Genomic DNA, 20,648 nt, shown 5'->3' on the forward strand with positions numbered 1-20,648 from the left:
GCGGCTGCGTCGCTAGATCGCCGCGGCCGGGTTGACCATGCGATCCAGCCCGAGGTTGCGCAGCGTCAATTGCATGGTGGCGTGGATGACCTGCGGGCTGTCCATCTTCATCACCTTGGCCAGCAGCTCGCGGCCGGTGGCCGAGCTGATCTGGCGCAGCATCCATTTCACTTTCGGCAGGTTGGTGGCGTTCATCGACAGGCTGTCGAAGCCCATCGCCAGCAGCAGAATCGCCGCAGCCGGGTCGCCGGCCATCTCGCCGCAGATGCTGACCGGCTTGCCCTCGTCATGCGCCTCGCGAACGATGCGCTGCAGAGCCTCGAGCACCGCCGGGTGGAGGTAGTCGTAGAGGTCGGCGACACGCGGGTTGTTGCGATCGACCGCCAGCAGGTACTGGGTGAGGTCGTTGGAGCCGACCGAGATGAAGTCCACCTGGCGCGCCAGCTCGCGCGTGAGGTACACAGCGGCCGGCACTTCGATCATCACACCGACCGGCGGCATCTCGACGTCGGTGCCTTCGTCGCGCACCTCGCCCCAGGCCCGATGGATCAGGTGCAGCGCTTCTTCGAGTTCACGGGTGCCGGAAATCATCGGCAGCAGGATGCGCAGATTGTTCAGCCCCGCGCTGGCCTTGAGCATGGCGCGAGTCTGCAGCAGAAAGATCTCGGGGTGATCCAGCGTCACGCGGATGCCGCGCCAACCGAGGAACGGGTTTTCTTCCTTGATGGGAAAGTACGGCAGGCTCTTGTCGCCGCCGATGTCCAGGCTGCGCATGGTCACCGGCAGTGGATGGAAGGCCTGCAGCTGCTCGCGATAGATCGCCATCTGCTCCTTTTCGCTGGGGAAGCGCTCCTTGATCATGAAGGGCACTTCCGTGCGGTACAGGCCGACGCCCTCGGCGCCACGCTCCTGGGCGCGCACCACATCGGCGAGCAGGCCGGTATTGACCCACAGCGGGATGCGCACGCCATCGGTGGTCTCGCAAGGCAGCTCGCGCAGCACGTCCAGGCCTTCGGACAGCTGCCGCTCCTGCTCGGCGAGCACCAGGTACTGCTCACGCAGCACCTTGGCCGGGTTGGTGATGATCTCGCCGCGCGTGCCGTCGATGATCAGCTCGATGCCATCGACCTTGGAATAAGGCAGGTCCACGGCGCCCATCACCGTGGGAATGCCCATGGCGCGGGCGAGGATCGCCACGTGCGAGTTGCTCGAGCCAAGTACCGAGACCATACCCACGAGCTTGCCTTCGGGCACCTCGCCAAGCATGGCCGGCGACAGTTCCTCGCTGACGAGGATGGTGTTGTCCGGGTAGGTCAGCGTCTGCTGGCGGGCCTGCTGCAGGTAGCTGAGCAGGCGACGACCGATGTCCTTGACGTCGGAGGCGCGCTCGCGCAGATAGGCGTCGTCCATCATTTCGAAGCGCGCGACGTGGTCGCCGACGACCTGGCGCAGTGCACCCTGCGCCCACTGGCCGGTGCGGATGACCTTGGTCACCTCGCCGCCGAGGGCGGAATCGTCGAGCATCATCAGGTATACATCGAACAGCGCACGCTCTTCCTTGCGCATCTGCGTGGCGAGCTTTTCGGACAGCGCGCGCATGTCGGCACGCACCGCCTCCAGTGCCGACTCGAACAGCGCCAGCTCGGCGGGAATGTCATCGACCGTCTTGTCCGGGACCACATCCAGATCGGCTGGGGGCAACACCACCACAGCCTTGCCGACTGCAGCACCCGGCGCCCCGGGAATGCCGATGAAGCGAGTTTCCTGAATACCCTTGCCCTGCCGGCCGAGGCCGCGGATCGAGCCGGTCGCTTCGGCATGGGCGATGACGCCGGCGAGCTGCGCGCTCATGGTGACGAGGAAGGCTTCCTCGCCCTCGTCGAACAGGCGCTGCTCCTTCTGCTGAATGACCAGGACGCCCATGACGCGTCGGTGGTGAATGATCGGCGCCCCGAGGAAGGAGGCATAACGCTCCTCGCCAGTCTCGGCGAAGTAGCGGTAGCGGGGGTGCTCGGAGGCGTGCTCGAGATTGAGGGGTTCTTCCCGTGTGCCGACCAGGCCGACCAGGCCCTCGTTGGGCGCCATGCTGACCTTGCCGATGGCCTTCTTGTTGAGGCCTTCGGTGGCCATCAGGACGAAGCGGCCGGTTTCGTGGTCGAGCAGGTAGACGGAGCAGACCTGGCTGCCCATGGCTTCCCGAACCCTCAACACGATAATGCCCAGGGCCGACTTCAGGTCCTTGGCGGCGTTGACTTCCTGGACGATCTTGCGCAGCGTGCCGAGCATGCTCAGGGGCTTTCTCCCGTCAGTCCCGCACCAACAGGCGCGGGGCGAGTTCTTTTAACGCGCGACGGTAGACCTCGCGCTTGAAGGTGACCACCTGGCCCAGCGGGTACCAGTAGCTGACCCAGCGCCAGCCGTCGAACTCGGGCTTGCCGGTGACGTCCATGCGAACCCGTTCCTCGGCGCCCGTCAGGCGCAGCAGGAACCACTTCTGCTTCTGACCGATGCACAGCGGCTGGCTGTGCGTGCGCACCAGGCGCTGCGGCAGGCGATAACGCAGCCAGCCACGGGTGCAGGCGAGGATCCGGACATCCTGCTGTTCCAGGCCGACTTCTTCGTTGAGTTCACGATAGAGCGCTTCTTCGGGCGTCTCGCGCGGATTGATGCCGCCTTGCGGGAATTGCCAGGCATCCTGATTAATCCGCCGGGCCCAGAGCACCTGGCCGACATCATTGGTCAGGATGATGCCGACATTGGGGCGAAAACCATCGGAGTCGATCACGGCATACAACCTCGCAAACGCATGTCGCGGCATTGTTCCACAAAAAAGCGGAAAGCAGAAAGCACGCTTCGCGGCCATTGATCCAGCGCCGTGCACGCGCCGCCAGGCGCACTGCGAAGGTGCCGCCGAGGTGCTAATCCCGCTATGCTGCGCCCCCCACCATCAGCTTCGAGGATGCAGCGTGCGCCTGGCTCTTTTCGATCTCGACAACACCCTCCTGGCCGGCGACAGCGACCACGCCTGGGGCGAATTCCTCTGCCAGCGCGGCCTGGTCGACACCGAGTCCTATCGCGCGCGCAACGACGCCTTCTATCAGGACTACCTGGCCGGCCGACTGGACGTGCACGCCTATCAGAACTTCTGTCAGGAATTGCTCGGCCGCAGCGAAATGGCGCAGCTCCAGCAGTGGCACGCCGAGTTCATGCGCGACCACATCGAACCCATCGTGCTGGCCAAGGGCGAAGCACTGGTGCGTCAACACCACGAGGCCGGCGACCGGGTGGTGATCATCACCGCCACCAACCGCTTCATTACCGGCCCGATCGCCAGGCGCCTGGGCGTCGACACCCTTCTCGCCACCGAATGCGAGATGCGCGATGGCCGCTACACCGGGCGGCTTACCGACATTCCCTGCTTCCAGGAAGGCAAGGTCACCCGCATCGAGCGCTGGCTGCAGGACAACGATCAGAGCCTGGACGGCAGCTATTTCTACAGCGACTCGCGCAACGATCTGCCACTGCTCGAACGCGTCAGCCATCCGGTTGCCGTCGACCCGGACCCAACGCTCCGGCAGATCGCCGAGCAGCGCGGCTGGAAGGTCATTTCGCTGCGCTGAAGGGCGGGCGCTGACCGCGCAGCGTAACCCACCAGCCTGCGGCGAGACCCGCCAACAGCAGCGCGCCACCCCCGTAAAGCCAGGCGAAGCCGCCCGGGACGGTCAGCAGGAGAAAGGCCAGTGGCGGGCCGAGCGCAGCCCCCAGGTCCTGGCCGATCGAATAACGGGTCATCGAGCGCACCACGTCGCCCTGGCGCGCGGCATCCGCCGCCAGCGCATCGCCGAGCGTGGTCAGGGCCGTGCACAGCACCATGACCAGCAGGCACAGCAGCAGCCATAACCCCAGCGGCAGGTTGAGGACCAGGCAGCCGAAAGCCAACGCCATCGACGCCTGCGCTGCCACCAGCAACGGCAGGCGTCCCTGTGGGCCGTCGCTGAGCGACCCGATCCGACCGCCTAGCCATGTCTCCCAGCTCCAGCGTGCTGCCTGCAACAACCCCGACAGCGCAGTCACGCCAAACAGCACGCCAAACAGCGCAATTTCGGCCCCATAGAGATGAGCGATCAGCGCGCTGAGGGTCGCAGCCAGCACGCCCTGCACCAGCAGCGCAATGCTGAAGCCGTTGAAAACGATGCGCCGCCAGTGAAGCGGCAGCGCGGCAGCCGTCGACCGGCTCGCCCGCTGGCTGGGCAAGGGCTGGTGACCGGCCGGCGGGTGAAATCCGAACAGCAGCAATGGAAGTCCCAGCAACGCCACCGCGCCGAACGCCAGGGCGAGCGCCGGCAGGCCGAACACGGGCACCAGCAGCCCGCCAACCAACATGCCGACAAGACTGCCCAGGCGGTACAGCCCGTTGTACAGACCCATGGCCCGGCCGCGCTGATCGTCAGCGGCGCAATAGACGACCGCCGACAGCCCGCCGATGCGAAAGAACGACCACGCCACGCCCCAGAGTGCGCGCAGCACCAGCCAGGCGACGAACCCACTGGCCAATGCGTAGCCGGCAGTGGTGACGACCCCGAGCATGACCGCCACCAGCAGGCCAGCCTTCAGGGAGATGCGCGCATAGAGCGCCCCGATCAGCGGGTTGAATGGCAGACGGATGAACCGGTTGACCGCCAACAGCACGCCTACCTGCCAGAGCGCATCCAGCCCGGCCTCGCGCCAGTAGATCGGCAGCGCGATGTAGAGCATGGAATCGCCAGTCAGGCACAGGGCGGTGACCAGCGCCACGATGACGACATCTGCCGGTGCCTTGCTGGCCGCTCCGGTCATCACATCCCCTTGCTCACCATCAGATAGAAGATCGCCACAAAGGCGATGAACGCCGGCCAGCCCAGGGCAAACCACCAGCGCATGTAACGGAACGCCTCGGGCGCAAGCGGGGTGCCGTCCCGCAGGGCCTGTTCGGCAAGCCTGTGCACGCGAATCTGCAGCCAGACCACGGGTAACCAGCACGCACCGGCCAGTATGTATAGACCGATGCTCCATTTGAGCCAGGGCTGGCTCAGATCGAAGCCGGCCAGGTGCATCAGCGCCAGGCCACTGAGCGGCTGAACGATGGCCGTGGTCGCGGTGAAGGCCCAGTCGGCGAACACCAGATGGCGGAACGTCACCGCGATCACCTCGATCCGTCCGCTGCGCCAGGCGCGCCAGCTGTAGTAGGCCGAGCCGAGCCCAGTGCCGAACAGGATCGTCGAAGACAGGATATGCAGCGTCTTGATCAGCAGATAGAGACTCATCGCGTGCGCGTCCGGGCAGGTTCGGTCAACAGCAGCCAGAGCGTGGCCACCAGCAGCACCAGATTCTTGGCCACTGCGGCGAACGGGTCGAACCAGTAATGCGGCAGCCACAGGCTGATGATGAGCATGTAGCCCAGCATCAGCGCCAGCTGTGCGCGCAAAGCATCGCGGCGCCACCGCCGCAGGAGCAAACCCAGGCCCAACGCCGCATCGGCCAGCGCCCCCGCTACGACGGCGAAGGTGGCCGCCAACCCGGTGATGCCCAGTTCCGCCATGATCCGCAGCCCCCAATCGAACCCCGGGCCGAGGCAGACCGCCGCCGTGCCCAGCCAGATCACGACGAGAACGGCGAGCATCAAGGGACGCAGCGTCAATGCCACGCTCAGCTCGCGTCGCGGCCAGTCGAGCCACGGGCTGGCCACGGGCGCCGCCTCGTGACCACAGCGCTCGCGCATCGAGGTTGACGAGGCGAGGTTGTCCCGTCGCGCCAGGCGCAGCGTCTGGGCATTGAGCGCACGCCAACCCAGGCGATCGCCCGCTCGTGCGCCAAGCGAAGCCAGCGCGCCGGGTATCTCGAAGTAATGCGCCGGCCCCCAGCCCTGAGCGGCACGCAGCCGGTCGATCAACTGTGGGAGCGTCATCGCCTCCGGGCCGACCAGGGGCACGATGCAGGACGCCGCCGGCCACTGCCGCAACAGACCGAGCACCGCGACGAGCAGGTCGTCCAGCTGCAGCGGCTGAATGCGTGCGCGCGTGTCGAGCAGAGGGATCAGCGGCCAGGGCGACAAGCGGGTCAGCCAGCCGCTGCTGGCTCCCCCCTCACCGACCACCAGCGACGGCCGCAGCACCACCGCTGTCAGGTTCAGACCGAGTAGATAGTCATCGGCGGCGCCCTTGCTGGCCAGGAAAGGCACATCAGGGTGCTCACCCGCACCCAGCGCCGAAAACTGGATGACCGGGCAGTGTTGGCGTTCAGCCAGATCGAACAGCGCGCGGGCCCCGGCATCCTGCACGGCCGCGACAGCCTGAGCATCGCTGCTCAGCACCCCGCTGGCGTTGATCAGCAGGTCGACACCTTCCGGCCAGCCGAACACGCCGGGCGTCACCGCCAGCGCGGCCAGGTCCAGCGAGCACCACTGCACGCCGGGCCACGCCTCGCCCCTGCCCGAACGAGACGTGGCGACGACCTCATGCCCGCGCGCCAGCAGCGCCCGCAGCAGATGCCGGCCGATGAAACCGCTGGCGCCTACCAGCAGGATACGCATCAGGCCGGCTTGGCTCCCATCAGGCCCATGATCGCCAGGAGAATCAGCAGGATGAGCCCGGCATAGACCAGCGCAAAGCGTGGGAGCTTCGCCGGTACCGGGGCGTCACCCGCGGCCTGCCAGGCGCGCAGGCGGCCACCGAGCAGCAAGGTCAGCGGCACCAGGATCAGGAAGAGGATCGAGCTGGCCAGCAGCCACAGCTGGCCCAGGGGGAAACCCGCCAGGTGCGCCAGCCACCAGCCCGTCACGGGCAACAACAACCCCAGCGCGGCGAGCAGCGGCAGCGACATCAACCGGGTTCGGCGCAGCTTCTGCTGCAGCACGGCCGGATCGGCGCGACGCCAGGCCTTCCAGAGCATGGCGACATGCGCGATCAACCCCAGGGTGAGCAGGATCGCCAGGGCGGCGTGCACGATGTTAAGCAGCGTGTAGTGTTCCATCGGGCCTCACGGTTACGGCATCAGCCGAGAAAGAGTCGATAGGCGGGATTGTCCGTCTCATCCCAGTAGCGGTAGCCAATCTTGTCCAACGCCCCCGGCAACAGGTGGCGCTCCTCGGCCGGGACCTGCAGACCGGCGACCACACGCCCGTCCGCCGCACCATGGTTGCGGTAATGGAACATGGAAATGTTCCAGCGCCCGCCCAGATTGTTGAGGAAATTGAAAAGCGCGCCCGGGCGTTCGGGGAACTCGAAGCGGTAGACCACTTCGTCGCTGACGCCCGAGGCATGCCCACCCACCATGTGACGGATGTGCAGCTTGGCCAATTCATTGTCGGTCAGGTCGAGCACCGGGAAACCCTGCGCCCGGAGCCCTTCGACCAGCGCCGCCCGGGGGTCGTTTTCCGGGTGGGTCTGCACACCGACGAAGATGTGCGCCTCGCGGTCCTGGTGGTAGCGGTAGTTGAATTCGGTGATCTGACGCTTGCCGATGGCTTCGCAGAAGGCCTTGAAGCTGCCGGGCTCCTCCGGGATGGTGACGGCGATGATCGCCTCGCGCTTCTCCCCCAGCTCGGCACGTTCGGCCACATGGCGCAGGCGATCGAAATTGACGTTGGCGCCCGAGTCGATGCCGACCAGCACCTGCTGCTCGATGCCTTCGCGCTCGACGTAGCGCTTGATGCCGGCGACGGCCAGCGCACCGGCCGGTTCGGTGATCGAACGGGTGTCGTCGTAGATGTCCTTGATAGCCGCGCAGATCTCGTCGGTGCTGACGGTGATGACTTCGTCGACGTAATCCTTGCAGATGTCGAAGGTGTGCTGGCCGATCTGCGCCACGGCCACCCCGTCCGCGAAGATGCCGACCTGCGGCAGCACCACGCGCTCACCGGCGGCCAGCGCCTGCTGCAGGCAATTGGAATCGTCCGGCTCGACACCGATGACCTTGGTTTCAGGATGAAGGTATTTGACGTAGGCGGCGATCCCGGCGATCAGACCACCGCCGCCGACCGGGACGAAGATCGCATGCAGCGGCCCCTGGTGCTGGCGCAGGATCTCCATGGCCACGGTGCCCTGCCCGGCGATCACGTGCGGGTCGTCGTAGGGGTGGACGTAGACCAGGCCCTTCTCCTCGACCAGCTTCAGCGAATGTGCCAGCGCTTCTGGAAAGGAATCCCCATGCAGCACGGCCTTGCCGCCCCGCGAGCGCACCCCCTGCACCTTCAGTTCCGGCGTGGTGCGCGGCATCACGATGGTCGCTTTAACCCCCATGTGCTTGGCGGCCAGCGCCAGACCTTGCGCGTGATTGCCGGCCGATGCGGTGACCACGCCACGCGCCAGCTCCTCGGCGGAAAGCTGTGCCAGCTTGTTGTAGGCGCCTCGAATCTTGAACGAGAAGACCGGCTGCAGATCCTCGCGCTTGAGCAGAATCTGGTTGCCCAGCCGCTCGGAGAGCTGACGTGCGGGCTGGAGCGGGGTTTCCACGGCGACGTCGTAGACGCGCGAGGTGAGGATCTTCTTGACGTAGTTTTCGAGCATCGTGGGCTATCTTGGCGGGCACTGCGGGGCCAACGAGTCTACTCTGCGGAAAACGCGCCGACCACCAACAATCGGCGCGCGAAACACCGTTACAGCCTCGACGCGCAAGACCCGCCGGTGCCGCGCCGCTATACTGGCGCCCCTCGTTTCCTCTCCGCCCGGACCCTTACGCCATGACCCAGGATCAACTCAAGCAGGCGGTCGCCCAGGCCGCTGTCGACCTCATCGTTCCGCAGCTCACCGACCGCAGCATCGTCGGCATCGGCACCGGCTCCACCGCCAACTTATTCATCGATCTGCTGGCCAAGCACAAGGGCTTCTTCGACGGCGCGGTGGCCAGCTCCGAGGCGACTGCCGAGCGCCTGAAGGGTCACGGCATTCCGGTCTATGACCTCAATTCGGTGGCGGAACTGGAGTTCTACGTCGACGGCGCGGACGAAACCAACAGCCACCTGGAGCTGATCAAGGGGGGCGGCGCGGCCCTGACCCGCGAGAAGATCGTCGCGGCCGTCGCCAGGACCTTCATCTGCATCGCCGACGGCAGCAAGCTGGTCGAGCGCCTCGGCGCCTTTCCCCTGCCGGTCGAGGTCATCCCCATGGCGCGCAGCCACGTCGCCCGCGAGCTGGTCAAGCTCGGCGGTGACCCGGTCTACCGCGACGGCGTGATGACCGACAACGGCAACGTCATCCTCGATGTGCACAACTTGATGATCGGCTTCGCCCCGGAGCTCGAGGCGCAGATCAACAACATCGTCGGCGTGGTCACCAACGGCCTGTTCGCCATGCGTCCGGCCGACATCCTGTTGCTCGGCACCAAGGATGGCGTTCAGACGCTCAAGCGCTGAGGCCGGTCAGCCGCCCTTGCGGAACCGGTAGAACAGGTTGGGCTCGCTGACCAGAAAGACGGTGCCATCCGGACCCATGGCGAGCCCCTCGGCCTGTGGCACATCAGCCGTCAGCCCGTGATTCCCGGCCCGCAACGACAATGTGCTGATGGGCTTGCCATGGATGTCGAGCTCGACCACCAGGCGTGACTCGTCCGAGAGCGCCAGCAGATGACCGGTCTGCTCGTCGTACTGCAGGCTGGACAGATCGCGCACGAAAAGATCGGCGTCGCGCTCGAGGTCCTCGGTGACGTGCACCGCCAGCGGCTGATCGCCAGGGGCATAGGGAAATCCCTGCACTTCATAGATGCGCACCGGGTCGCGCTCCTTGGCAACGAACAGGCGCTTGCCGACCACGTCATAGGCCAGCCCCTCGAACCCCTTGTTGCCGTTCTGCCCGATGCCCAGCGAAAGCTGCTGACTGGTCGCCGCGTCGATCACGCGGGTCTGCTCGTCCACCTCTACGCGCAGCAGGCGTTGCGGCCGCTCGTCACTGACCACATAGACGCCGGGCGAGACGTATTCGATCGCCTCGGGGTCGCCAAAGCCCACCAACGTGATGGCCCGAAGCAATTTGCCGTCCAGGCTGAGCTCGAGCAGCTGCGGGTTGCCGTTGGTGATGGCGATCAGGCTGTTGCGGTCGGGATCGAAGGTCAACGCCGAGAGGTCGTCTTCGATACCCTCGACCGGCTGCGCCTGGATCTCGGCGCGGTAGTCGGGTAGCCAGAGCGAGGCGGCCTCGCGCTGATCGGCCTCGCGCCATTGCCCGAAATGAAACCAGGTCTGCTCGAAGAAGCGGAAGTATTGGCCGACCGCGATCGCCAGCAGCAGGGCGGCGCCGGCCATCACGGCCAGTGTCGATTTGAAAGCTAGGCGCATCATGCACCCTCGAGAATGGGAGGAGCGACAGGGTGCACGGCCAACCTTAGCCGAAACTTAATGGCGGCTCCCCTGGGCGCAGACATGGACAGCAGCCGCTGCAGACCGTTACCGCTTGCGGCTGAATACGTAGAGCAGGTTGGGTTCGGCGATCACATAAATGTCGCCGCGCTCGTCCATGGCCACGCCTTCGGCCTGATCGATGCCGTCCACCAGGCCGTTGAGGCCACCGAACAGGCTGATGAAGCTGCGCGGCCGCCCCATCAGGTCGAGTTCGACCAGGAGCCGGGACTCATCGGACAGCATCAGGGTGTGGCCGGTGCGCGGATCAATGGTCACCGAGGAGATGTCACGCACCAACAGCGGCTGCCTGGGCAGGGCTTCGAGCGCCCCGGGCGCGCCGTCTTCTCCCGGGAACGGCAGCTCGAACAGGCCCTGTGGATCACGCTCCTTGGCCAGCAGCATGCGTTGGGTAAGCGGATTCCAGGCCAGGCCTTCGAAGCCTTTGTTGCCCGCGTCTTCGAAGCCCAGGTCATAGGTGGCCAGGTCGTTCAGGTCGAGGCTTTCCACACCGGGAGGCAACTGGAACACCGCGACCAGCCGACGACGCTCATCGACGATGCCCAGGCGCCCGTCATCCAGCGCCTCGACTGCCTCGGGATCGGAAAAGCCGGTCAGTTTCACCCGTCGCAGCACCACCCCGCCGGGCGTGAATTCAACGAGCTGGGGGTTCTGCCCGGTCACGGTGAACAGCGTCCCGGTCGCTGGATTCCAGGTGAGACCGGAGGTTTCATCTTCCTCGAGCCCGGGCAACCGTGCCTCGAGCACCAGCTCGTAGTCCGGCAGCCAGACACTCGCGGCCCGCTGCTGGTCGCTGGTTCGCTGCTCCTGCCAGAGGAGGCGCAACTGGTCATCCCAGTGCAGCAAGGCACCGGCCACCAGGACCAGGAGCAGAACGAGACCGAGCAGGGTGAACAGGGCGAGACGCAGGCGGGAACGTGAACGAGGCTTGGCTGACATGCGAATGGGTTCCGGAAGCGAGGCCGGATTACAGCACGAGCCAGGGCCGGAAGATACGGATCGGGCGTGGCGGGACGCCCGACCCGGCTGGATCAGAGCACGCGACTGTCGAAGCGAGACAGCCCGACCAGCTCCAACACCAGCGAACTGCCCTGTTTCAACGGGCCGACGCCGGCAGGCGTGCCGGTCAGCACCACATCGCCCGGCTGCAGGCTGAAATGGCCAGCAATGTGCTGCAACAGCGGCAGGATGGCATTGAGCATCTGGCTGCTGTTGCCGTCCTGGCGCACTTCGCCGTCGATGGTCAGGCGAATGCCAATGTCATTCAGGTCGCTGACCGCATCGCCCGGTACGAAGGGCGCGAGCACCAGCGCACCGTCGAAGCTCTTGGCCAGTTCCCAGGGCTGGCCCTTCTCCTTCAGCCTGGCCTGCACGTCACGCAGGGTCAGGTCCAGCGCCGGGGCGAAGCCGGAAATGGCATCGAGCACTTCTTCTTCGCTCGGCTTGCGCGACAGCGGCTTACCGATGAGCACGGCGATTTCGGCCTCGAAATGCACATCGCCCCGATCGGTCGGAATCGAAAAGCCGCCCGCCAGGGGCACGGCGCAACTGCCGGTCTTGATGAACAGCAGGGGCTCGGTGGGCACCGGGTTGTTCAACTCCTTCGCGTGCTCGGCGTAGTTGCGGCCGATGCACACGGCCTTGCCCAGCGGAAAGTGGATCGGGGTACCGTCGGTGTACTGGTGCTTGTAGGTCATCGCGAAAATCTCAGAGAAGGGCTTCAGGCGAAGATCTTGCCGGGGTTCATGATGCCGTTCGGATCGAACGCCGCCTTGATCGCCTTCATGTAGGCGATTTCGGCTTCCGAGCGACTGTACGTCAGGTAGTCGCGCTTGGTCATGCCAACGCCGTGCTCGGCGGAAATCGAGCCGTTGTACTTCTCCACCGTCTCGAACACCCAGGTGTTGACCGACGCGCACTTCTCGAAGAAGGCCTCCTTGGCCAGCGCTTCGGGCTTGAGGATGTTCAGGTGCAGGTTGCCGTCGCCGATGTGGCCGTACCAGAGCACCTCGAAGTCCGGGTAGTTCTGGGTGACGATGGCATCGATGTCGGCAAGGAAGGCCGGCACCTTGGAGACGGTGACCGAAATGTCGTTCTTGTAGGGCGTCCAGTGGCTGATGGTTTCGGAGATGTATTCGCGCAGCTTCCACAGGTTTTGCAGCTGCTGCTCGCTCTGGCTCATCACCCCGTCGATCACCCAACCCTCGTTGACGCAGTGCTCGAAGGTCGCCAGCGCCTGCTCGGCGCGCTCCTCGGTGGTCGCCTCGAACTCCAGCAGCGCATAGAAGGGCGCGCGCGTCTCGAAGGGTGCGGGGATGTCGCCACGGCCGAGGATCTTGTCCAGGCACTTGTCGGAGAAGAACTCGAAGGCGGTCAGGTCCAGCTTGTCCTGGAAAGCGTGCAGCACCGGCATGATCGAATCGAAGTCCGGCGTGCCCAGTACCATCGCGGTGAGGTTGGTCGGCTGGCGTTCCAGGCGCATGGTGGCTTCGACGACGAAGCCCAGGGTGCCCTCGGCGCCGATGAAAAGCTGGCGCAGGTCATACCCGGTGGCGTTCTTGACCAGGTCCTTGTTCAGTTCGAGCAGGTCGCCCTTGCCGGTGACGACCTTCAGGCCGGCGACCCAGTTGCGGGTCATGCCGTAACGAATCACCTTGATCCCGCCGGCATTGGTGCCGATGTTGCCGCCAATCTGACTGGAACCGGCCGAGGCGAAGTCGACCGGGTAATACAGACCCTTGTCCTCGGCGAACTGCTGCAGCTGCGCGGTGACCACGCCCGGCTGGCAGACCACCGTGCGGTCGGTGGCGTTGAAATCGAGGATCTGGTTCATGTAATCGAAGGAGACGACCACCTCGCCGTTCGGCGCGACGGCTGCCGCGGACAGACCGGTTCGACCACCGGAGGGCACCAGGGCCACCTTGCGATCGTTCGCCCAGCGCACGATCGCCTGCACCTGCTCGACCGTCTTCGGGAAGACGATGGCGCTCGGCGCGGGGGTGTACTGTTTGGTCCAGTCCTTGCCGTAGGTAGCGAGCGAATCGGCGTCGGTCAGCACCTTGCCAGGCTCGACCAGGGTCTTCAGCTCGTCGATCAGGGCGGGGTCGGTCATCATGGGAACTCTCATTCGATTCATGGTCACCCTGAGAACGCTTCAGCTCAGGACATGGGGTGTTTCGAGGGGCCCGTATGCTAGCATACGCACCCTTTTGAAACGTGCCTCGGCAGACTCCCGGCACCGGCATGAACCGGGTCGGCCAGCCTTCGCTGGACACTTCAGTTCTCTCCTTTGGCCTTAAGGTTTAAACGCAGATGAGCCAGACCTCTCTCGACAAGAGCAAGATCAAGTTCCTTCTCCTCGAAGGCGTCCACCAGAACGCCGTCGACACCCTCAAGGCCGCCGGCTATACCAACGTCGAATACCTCAAGACGGCCCTGCCGGAGGATGAGCTGAAGGAGAAGATCGCCGACGTCCATTTCATCGGCATCCGCTCGCGTACCCAGCTCACCGAAGACGTCTTCGAAGCGGCCAAGAAGCTGATCGCCGTCGGTTGCTTCTGCATCGGCACCAACCAGGTCGATCTCAATGCCGCCCGCGAACGCGGGATCGCGGTGTTCAACGCGCCCTACTCCAACACCCGCTCGGTCGCCGAACTGGTCCTGGCTGAAGCCATCCTGCTGCTTCGCGGCATCCCGGAGAAGAACGCTTCCTGCCATCGCGGCGGCTGGATCAAGTCGGCGGCCAACTCCTTCGAGATCCGCGGCAAGAAGCTCGGCATCATCGGCTACGGTTCGATCGGCACGCAGCTGTCGGTGCTCGCCGAGGGCCTGGGCATGCAGGTCTACTTTTATGACGTGGTAACCAAGCTGCCCCTGGGTAACGCCACCCAGATCGGCTCGCTGTATGAACTCCTGGGCATGTGCGACATCGTTTCCCTGCACGTCCCGGAGCTGCCATCCACCCAGTGGATGATCGGCGAGAAGGAAATCCGCGCGATGAAGAAGGGCTCGATCCTGATCAACGCCGCGCGCGGTACCGTGGTCGAGCTGGATCACTTGGCCGCCGCGATCAAGGATGAGCACCTGATCGGCGCGGCCATCGACGTGTTCCCGGTCGAGCCGAAGTCCAACGACGAGGAATTCGAAAGCCCACTACGCGGCCTGGATCGCGTGATCCTGACCCCGCACATCGGTGGTTCCACCGCCGAAGCGCAGGCCAACATCGGTCTGGAAGTCGCCGAAAAACTGGTCAAGTACAGCGACAACGGCACCTCAGTGTCCTCAGTCAATTTCCCGGAAGTCGCCCTGCCGTCGCACCCGGGCAAGCACCGCCTGCTGCACATCCACCAGAACATTCCGGGCGTGATGAGCGAGATCAACAAGGTCTTCGCCGACAACGGCATCAACATCTGCGGCCAGTTCCTGCAGACCAACGAGAAGGTCGGCTACGTCGTGATCGACGTGGACAAGGAATACTCCGACCTGGCGCTGGAGAAGTTGCAGCACGTCAACGGCACCATCCGTAGCCGCGTGCTCTTCTAAAGCCGCCGCGCTCAAGAAAAGGGAGGTTCATGCCTCCCTTTTTCGCATCTGGCGTTCAGCTGGAAGGTGTCGAATCGTCCGGCCCTCCCGCTTCACCGGCGGGGTGTTCGGGTGCCGTGCCAGGCGCGCGTCGTTCGGTCGGTTCGACGGGAGGCACGGCAGGGGGAGATTCCAGCGTCGGCGGCCTGGGTTGCGATGACTCGTCTCCCCGCGGCTGTTCGATTACCTCCTGACGTGGCTCGCGATTATCCAGCGGATGATCGCGGCTCTTTTCCGGGAGCGTCGGCCCTGTGCCGGTGGCCAACGCGTTGCCGGTAAGCAGAAGACCGATCGCAAGCAGAAGAACATGCGTATTCATGGATTCTCTCCACGGATGGCCATCGATTGGCAGCTCGGGCATCCGTCCACTCATTACGGAACAGGGGCCTCAGGCCGCAACAAAAAAGCCCCGACCAGGGCCGGGGCTTTTCATCTGGCTGCGGCAGTATCAGTTGCCCGCGCCACCGGAACCGCCAGTGCCGCCGGCTCCGCTACCACTACCCGTACCACTGCCTGTTGCGCTGTTGCCAGTGCCGGTAGTGTTGCCTACGCTGGTACCCGTGCCTGCGCCCGGTCCGGTTTCAGCGCCAGCGCCGGTGGCGCCGCCGGTGCCGGTGCCGGTACCTGTCCCAGTTCCGGTGCCGGTCGTACCGGTACCCGTGCTCATGCCGTTGCGGTTGGTGTCATCGGTCGTGTGCCCATCCATCGTGGAGCCCTTGTGAGTATCTCCCGAGGTTCCGGCGGCGAATACGCCGGTGGACATGAGACCGGCCAGGGTCAAGGCAGCTAGTTTGTTCACTTGCATTTGCACTCTCCTGTTTCCAATGGACTCTATTGTTCGGGCACTGGGCGGGCGCAGGGGTTTCATGTACCGCGTTACGAAATCTTTCCTACCCCGTGAAAGAGGCCCTGGCACTGCGCTGCAGCACGCTACCGTTCGTCGACCGGCGTAGCGTCAGACCGCTGGTCGGACTCGCCCCGGTCGCCCAGCACGTCCTCGATGTAGAGCCGGTTCACCAGGACCATTCCAACCGCCGCCAGCGGGGTCGCGAGAAGCAGCCCGAGCGTGCCGGCGAACAGGCCGAACAGCAACTGAACGGAAATCGTCAGTGCCGGTGGCACGGAGACGATCCGCTTTTGCATCCACGGGGTGAAGACATAGCTCTCGAGTGTCTGAACCAGGGTGTACAACCCCGCGACGTAGAGCATGGTCCGCATACCCTCCATCGAGGCCAGCAGCAGCGCCGGGATCACCGAGATGATCGGGCCGATGTTGGGGATGAAGGACAACAGCCCGGCAATCAATCCCAGCACCAATGCCAGCTCGATGCCCAGCAGCCAGAGCCCGAGCGTCGTCAGAACGCCGATCAGGAGCATTTCGTAGAGTTTGGCGACGAGCCAGGACTGCATCGTCGAGCCGGTTTCCACCAGCACCTCGCGCAGCCGCGACCGATAGCCCAGCGGGGTGAGCTTGATGAAGCCATCCAGATAAATGCGCGGGTCCAACGCCAGGCAGACGCCAATGGCAAAGGCAACCAGAGCACTGGTCAAGGCCCCGCCCAACGAGGCGAGTACCGCCGTGACGACACTGAACCCGTCTCCGGCCGAGAGGCCGTCTTCGAGGCTGTCCCGGTACTCCATCAGCCGCTGCACCCAGGCCGATTCGTCGGCCCGTTCGCGCAGTCGCTCGACCGCTTCGGGCAGGGCCTCCGACAGCGCGTCGATCTGGTTACCAATGCTCGGCGCCACCAGCCAGCCGAACAGGCCCGTCACGATGATCAGCACGACGAAGAACAGGGCCATCGACAGGTTGCGCGACAGTGGCGTCTTCTCGCTGATCCAGCGGCTGACACCGTGGATCAGCACGCCGAACAACAGCGCGGCGAACAGCAGCAGCAGGAAGTCGAAGGCGATCCAGACCAACACCAGCAGCAGCGCTACCGCTGCCAGCACGCTGACCTTCACCATGGTGCGGCTGGCGACCGACCTCGTGCTTTCGCCTCCCGTGTCGCTATCGCTCATGCCGCCCTCCCCTTGAATGACCTTGAAATAGGGACCGGAGGGCTAGCGAGAAATTCAGGACCCTAACGCAGCAATTGCCAGAGCGAGATCCCCACCCCAGCCATGCTCTCGCCGGCCACCAGCCCGGCCGCGGCGACGATCACGAAGCGCTCGGCGAGGCCGCCCCAGCGTGCGGCAAAGAGCCAGGCCAGGACTGCGCCAAACGTCATCATCAGCGAAATCGACGCCGGTATGATGAAGGCCAGCCCCAGCGCCGCCGAACTCGGCAACCAGCGCATACGCCGCACCGGGAGCAGGGCTTCGAGGGCCCCAAGCACGATGCCGACCAGCGCCCCGGCCAGCATCGCCCAGCGGATGTCCGGGCTGATCGACCCGAGCCCGGCGGTCAGCGTCTCGGCCACGGCCTTCCAGGTGGCCACGGCCGGCGCCGGCCATTCCGGTGTGATCAGCATCGCCTGCGGATCGGGAATGAGCAGTTGATAGACCAGCACGCCGATCAGGCTGCCGACCAGAATGCCCAGACACTGGGCGACAACCTGGCGCGCCGGCGCTGCGCCGATGGCATGCCCGACCTTGAAGTCGTTGAGCAGGTCGGTGCACTGCCCCGCCGCCCCACCCGCGGTATTGGCGCTCATCAGGTTGATCGCCACCTGCCCTGGCGCAATGACCCCGAAGCTGAGTTGCGACAGCTGGCCGATCGCACCGATAGGCGGAATGCCGGTGGCGCCGACCACCCGCGCCGCCACCATCGCCAGCAACAGCGCGAGCGGAATAGACAACAACGCCATGCCCGGGTGAATGTCGAAAAGTGCGATCTGCAAGGCCACCACCAGCGAGGCGGCAAGCAACAGCCCCAGCGCCGGCCAGGGTGCCGGTCGCTGCCACGCCGAGCGATGTCGCGCCGCTTCCCGACGCGTGGCGATCAGCCGTAGACCGAGCGAGGTCAGCGTGGCACAGACCATCAGGCTCACCCCTGGCCACAACAGCCACTCGATGAGCTGCGCGAACACTGGACCAGCGGTCTCGGCGGGCAGCCTCACCAACCCCTGCTCGACCAGCCAGGGAGCGAGCAATCCCCACGCCAGCACCGCGCCGAGCAGCAGCGACAGGCCGACACGCAGGCCGATGATCCCGCCAAACCCCACCAGCAGCAGCGAAGGCTCCAGGCTGAAAGTGAACCGCTCCAGCTGCACTGTCGGCGCCCAGCGAGGCAGGCTCCAGACCAGACTGTCGATCAGCTTGGTCACTGCCGCGATGACCGCCGCCGCGCCCAGCACCGCGAGCCGCCGAATCGCCTCGGCGCCATGGCTGTAGATCTGTTGCATGGTCGCCAGCGTGGCCATGCCTTCCGGGAAGCGCAGCTGGGCCTGAACGATGAGCGACGGGCGCAGATACCAGGCAATCCAGATGCCGAGAAAACTCACCGAGAACACCCAGGCCGTCAGCGGCAGGGTATCGAGCTGCGCACCGGTGATCAGCGTGTAGGCCGGGATCGGCGCCACCAGTCCGCCGGAGATGATCGAGGCGGCCGACGAAGCCGTTGTCTGGTTGATGTTGCTTTCCTGCATCGTCCAGTCCGCACCGCGCCAGCTGCGCGCGAGCCCCTGCCAGAATGCGAAGCCCACCAGCAGGGCGATGATCGACATATTGAAGGACCAGCCGATCTTCAACCCCGAATAGATGTTCGACGGCGTCAGCACGGCGCCCAGCAGCAACCCGGTCACCAGGGCGCGCGCGGTCAGTTCTCGGGGGGCTCTGCTCATGCCGACTCCATCGAATGGGTGATTGACTCACCTTAGTCAATTCAGTCCATTTACCGTTGCGTCTACCGTCCGTCGGCTCATTTGGATTAGCCCGCCGATGCCCGCTCAATCGACACCGAGACGCTGAACTTCACCTTGCATCGCCGGTCGTTTAGTAACTTTTCCACGCTAGTACTTCTAGCAAACGGGCAATCCAGCCAAAGGATCGAACATGGACGACGCGGATCTCAAGCTACGGGAACAACATCAACCCTCGGTCACCCTGCTCACTGGCAACGAATTGCTGGGGCTGTTCTTCCGCCACTTCCTCGGCGAACAGGCACAACTGCACGTATCGCTCGCGCGACTCGACGAAGCCGCACAGGCCTCGGCCGACCTGTACCTCATCGATGCCGGCAACAGCCAGCCCGAGCAGTTGTCGGGCCTGCTCGACCAGCTCGACGAAGGCACGCCCGTCGCGCTGGTAAACATCGCCCCCGAGCAGGCCGAGCGCCTGGTCGACAAGCACCCCGGCATCCGTGGCGTGTTCTACAGCCACGCCACGCGCGAGCATCTGCTCGACGGCATCCAGGTCCTGCTCGACGGCGGCGACTGGCTGCCGCGGGTACTGACCGAACGGCTGCTCAGCCAATGGCGGCGCATGCGCCAGATGGCAGGCAGCAAACCCTCGCTGACCCTGCGCGAGCGCGAGATTCTGAGCCTCGCCGGCAAGGGCTTGTCGAACGCCGAAATCGCCGAGCAACTGTGCCTCAGCCCGCACACCATCAAGAGCCATATCCATAACCTGCTGCGCAAGATCGGAGCGTCCAACCGAGCCGAGGCCGCCTTCCTGCTGCGTGGCCGGCTGGACTGGTCCGAACCGTGCCACGCCTGACGCCCCTGCTCCTGCTCGCCGTGCTTGCCACCCCGCTGTATGCGGCCCAGGACGGCCAGGATGCGCCCATCGAATCCCCTCAGGCGCGGGGCGAGGCGGAGCTGAGCGGGCTCATCATCGATAACGCGATCACCCGCTTCGGCCACGACTTCCACCGCTACCTGAGCCTGGCGCTGCAGGACGCGACCGACCTGGATGGCGACCTGGTGGTGCGCGAGCGACCTTCGGCACGCTGGGGCAGCCTGGTGTGGGTCGAACATGGACAGCGCATCGTCTACCGCCGGTTCCTGCAGCCCAACGTGGCGGAAATCGAGGCCATCGCCAACGAGGCAGCCGTGCAGATACGCGAGGACATCAGCCGCAACAAGCTGCAGAACCTGATGCTCGACACCTTCGACATGGACCGCGACGAGTTGTAACGCTGTGCAGGCTTAATACCTGCCGTTCGGCTGGCTGCGGTGTTTTTGCACCTTTCGATGGATGTTCAGCCCCGCGCCACCCGTGAAGAATCCCAGCACTATCCAGAGGTGCCCCGCATGGATCGTCAATCGCTCGTTCGCCGCGCCCTGCTCGCCGCAGTCCTGCTCACCGCCCCTGCCGTTCATGCCAATGACCTGATGGACAATGCCGATCTGGCCGGCGGCATGGCGGGCCTCTCCACCCCGACGGCGCAGACACTGCCGTTGCCCGACGGGCAGACGGTACAGCTGTTGCAGCAGGGCAGCGACAACCTGGCCGACGTCAGCCAGATCGGCACCCACCAGCTCGCCAACATTCTCCAGCAGGGCAGCGCGCAGCAGGCGTTCATCCTCCAGCAGGGCGACAATCTCTACGCCACCATTCTTCAGATCGGCCAGGGCAACACCGCCGACATCACGCAGGTCGGCAGCGACAACCAGGCATCGATCGCCCAGATCGGCAACGACAACAACGCCAGCATCGAACAGCTAGGCAGCGGACTGAGCAGCAGCGTCGTGCAGCACGGCAACGGCCAGAACGTCGAAATCATTCAGTACTGAAC

21 protein-coding genes are annotated in these 20,648 nt (G+C 65.1%); 6 read left to right on the top strand and 15 right to left on the bottom strand.

Annotated elements, in window-relative coordinates; translation table 11 throughout:
• Positions 1 to 12 precede the first annotated feature (12 nt).
• On the bottom strand, positions 13 to 2,286 hold the full coding sequence (gene ptsP, locus MST27_RS15805; protein ID WP_243606894.1) for a phosphoenolpyruvate--protein phosphotransferase: 2,274 nt from the start codon (positions 2,284 to 2,286) through the stop codon (positions 13 to 15).
• A gap of 19 nt (positions 2,287 to 2,305) precedes the next feature.
• Positions 2,306 to 2,785 carry an RNA pyrophosphohydrolase gene (locus tag MST27_RS15810; RefSeq protein ID WP_243606895.1) on the bottom strand — a complete coding sequence of 160 codons (480 nt, stop codon included), beginning with the start codon at positions 2,783 to 2,785 and terminating at the stop codon, positions 2,306 to 2,308.
• A gap of 181 nt (positions 2,786 to 2,966) precedes the next feature.
• Here MST27_RS15810 and MST27_RS15815 point away from each other — a divergent pair, with 181 nt between their 5' ends.
• Positions 2,967 to 3,620: a histidinol-phosphatase gene (locus MST27_RS15815; RefSeq protein WP_243606896.1), complete on the top strand. Its 654-nt coding sequence runs from the start codon at positions 2,967 to 2,969 to the stop codon at positions 3,618 to 3,620.
• On the opposite strand, the gene MST27_RS15820 is transcribed toward MST27_RS15815, so the two are convergent.
• Genes MST27_RS15820 through ilvA form a run of 5 tightly spaced genes read right to left on the bottom strand, consistent with a single transcriptional unit; the run spans position 3,604 to position 8,543 of the window.
• Positions 3,604 to 4,836 carry an MFS transporter gene (locus MST27_RS15820; protein WP_243606897.1) on the bottom strand — a complete coding sequence of 411 codons (1,233 nt, stop codon included), beginning with the start codon at positions 4,834 to 4,836 and terminating at the stop codon, positions 3,604 to 3,606. The genes MST27_RS15815 and MST27_RS15820 overlap by 17 nt on opposite strands.
• Positions 4,836 to 5,303: a DUF2269 family protein gene (locus tag MST27_RS15825; RefSeq protein WP_243606898.1), complete on the bottom strand. Its 468-nt coding sequence runs from the start codon at positions 5,301 to 5,303 to the stop codon at positions 4,836 to 4,838. Before MST27_RS15825 ends, MST27_RS15820 begins: the two co-directional genes overlap by 1 nt.
• Positions 5,300 to 6,568, bottom strand: coding sequence for a DoxX-like family protein (locus tag MST27_RS15830; RefSeq protein ID WP_243606899.1), 1,269 nt, complete (start codon positions 6,566 to 6,568; stop codon positions 5,300 to 5,302). The genes MST27_RS15825 and MST27_RS15830 overlap by 4 nt, the downstream gene beginning before the upstream one ends.
• The gene (locus MST27_RS15835) at positions 6,568 to 7,008 is read right to left on the bottom strand and encodes a DUF2269 family protein (RefSeq protein WP_243606900.1); all 441 of its coding nucleotides are present in this window, start codon (positions 7,006 to 7,008) and stop codon (positions 6,568 to 6,570) included. Before MST27_RS15835 ends, MST27_RS15830 begins: the two co-directional genes overlap by 1 nt.
• A gap of 20 nt (positions 7,009 to 7,028) precedes the next feature.
• On the bottom strand, positions 7,029 to 8,543 hold the full coding sequence (ilvA, locus tag MST27_RS15840) for a threonine ammonia-lyase, biosynthetic (RefSeq protein ID WP_243606901.1): 1,515 nt from the start codon (positions 8,541 to 8,543) through the stop codon (positions 7,029 to 7,031).
• Between the two features lie 173 nt (positions 8,544 to 8,716).
• On the opposite strand from ilvA, the gene rpiA reads away from it, so the two are divergent.
• Positions 8,717 to 9,388: a ribose-5-phosphate isomerase RpiA gene (gene rpiA, locus MST27_RS15845; protein ID WP_243606902.1), complete on the top strand. Its 672-nt coding sequence runs from the start codon at positions 8,717 to 8,719 to the stop codon at positions 9,386 to 9,388.
• A 6-nt stretch (positions 9,389 to 9,394) separates the two neighbouring features.
• Here rpiA and MST27_RS15850 read toward each other — a convergent pair whose 3' ends face one another.
• The 4 genes from MST27_RS15850 to MST27_RS15865 form a co-directional block, all read right to left on the bottom strand.
• Positions 9,395 to 10,309: an SdiA-regulated domain-containing protein gene (locus MST27_RS15850; protein WP_420864250.1), complete on the bottom strand. Its 915-nt coding sequence runs from the start codon at positions 10,307 to 10,309 to the stop codon at positions 9,395 to 9,397.
• Between the two features lie 105 nt (positions 10,310 to 10,414).
• Complete coding sequence (locus tag MST27_RS15855; RefSeq protein ID WP_243606903.1) at positions 10,415 to 11,326, bottom strand: SdiA-regulated domain-containing protein; 912 nt, start codon at positions 11,324 to 11,326, stop codon at positions 10,415 to 10,417.
• Positions 11,327 to 11,418: 92 nt separating this feature from the next.
• Positions 11,419 to 12,084 carry a fumarylacetoacetate hydrolase family protein gene (locus MST27_RS15860; protein WP_243606904.1) on the bottom strand — a complete coding sequence of 222 codons (666 nt, stop codon included), beginning with the start codon at positions 12,082 to 12,084 and terminating at the stop codon, positions 11,419 to 11,421.
• A 23-nt stretch (positions 12,085 to 12,107) separates the two neighbouring features.
• The gene (locus MST27_RS15865; protein WP_243606946.1) at positions 12,108 to 13,499 is read right to left on the bottom strand and encodes an FAD-binding oxidoreductase; all 1,392 of its coding nucleotides are present in this window, start codon (positions 13,497 to 13,499) and stop codon (positions 12,108 to 12,110) included.
• A gap of 200 nt (positions 13,500 to 13,699) precedes the next feature.
• On the opposite strand from MST27_RS15865, the gene serA reads away from it, so the two are divergent.
• A complete protein-coding gene (serA, locus tag MST27_RS15870; protein WP_243606905.1) occupies positions 13,700 to 14,929 on the top strand; it encodes a phosphoglycerate dehydrogenase in 1,230 nt (409 codons plus the stop codon).
• 55 nt (positions 14,930 to 14,984) lie between these two features.
• Here serA and MST27_RS15875 read toward each other — a convergent pair whose 3' ends face one another.
• The 4 genes from MST27_RS15875 to MST27_RS15890 form a co-directional block, all read right to left on the bottom strand.
• Entirely contained in the window at positions 14,985 to 15,287 is a 303-nt protein-coding gene (locus tag MST27_RS15875; RefSeq protein WP_243606906.1) for a hypothetical protein, read from the bottom strand.
• Positions 15,288 to 15,416: 129 nt separating this feature from the next.
• Complete coding sequence (locus tag MST27_RS15880; protein ID WP_243606907.1) at positions 15,417 to 15,773, bottom strand: hypothetical protein; 357 nt, start codon at positions 15,771 to 15,773, stop codon at positions 15,417 to 15,419.
• Positions 15,774 to 15,898: 125 nt separating this feature from the next.
• Positions 15,899 to 16,990 carry an AI-2E family transporter gene (locus MST27_RS15885; RefSeq protein ID WP_243606908.1) on the bottom strand — a complete coding sequence of 364 codons (1,092 nt, stop codon included), beginning with the start codon at positions 16,988 to 16,990 and terminating at the stop codon, positions 15,899 to 15,901.
• Positions 16,991 to 17,052: 62 nt separating this feature from the next.
• Entirely contained in the window at positions 17,053 to 18,753 is a 1,701-nt protein-coding gene (locus tag MST27_RS15890; RefSeq protein WP_243606909.1) for an OPT family oligopeptide transporter, read from the bottom strand.
• 289 nt (positions 18,754 to 19,042) lie between these two features.
• Between MST27_RS15890 and MST27_RS15895 the strand changes: the two genes are divergently transcribed.
• The 3 genes from MST27_RS15895 (at position 19,043) to MST27_RS15905 (ending at position 20,646) form a co-directional block, all read left to right on the top strand.
• Entirely contained in the window at positions 19,043 to 19,627 is a 585-nt protein-coding gene (locus MST27_RS15895; protein WP_243606947.1) for a helix-turn-helix transcriptional regulator, read from the top strand.
• A gap of 35 nt (positions 19,628 to 19,662) precedes the next feature.
• Positions 19,663 to 20,046 carry a CsgE family curli-type amyloid fiber assembly protein gene (locus MST27_RS15900; RefSeq protein WP_275973266.1) on the top strand — a complete coding sequence of 128 codons (384 nt, stop codon included), beginning with the start codon at positions 19,663 to 19,665 and terminating at the stop codon, positions 20,044 to 20,046.
• 117 nt (positions 20,047 to 20,163) lie between these two features.
• Positions 20,164 to 20,646, top strand: coding sequence for a curli production assembly protein CsgB (locus MST27_RS15905; RefSeq protein WP_243606910.1), 483 nt, complete (start codon positions 20,164 to 20,166; stop codon positions 20,644 to 20,646).
• The last annotated feature ends 2 nt before the right edge of the window (positions 20,647 to 20,648 follow it).

The organism is Stutzerimonas marianensis (genome assembly GCF_022810315.1).
Taxonomy (GTDB): domain Bacteria; phylum Pseudomonadota; class Gammaproteobacteria; order Pseudomonadales; family Pseudomonadaceae; genus Stutzerimonas; species Stutzerimonas marianensis.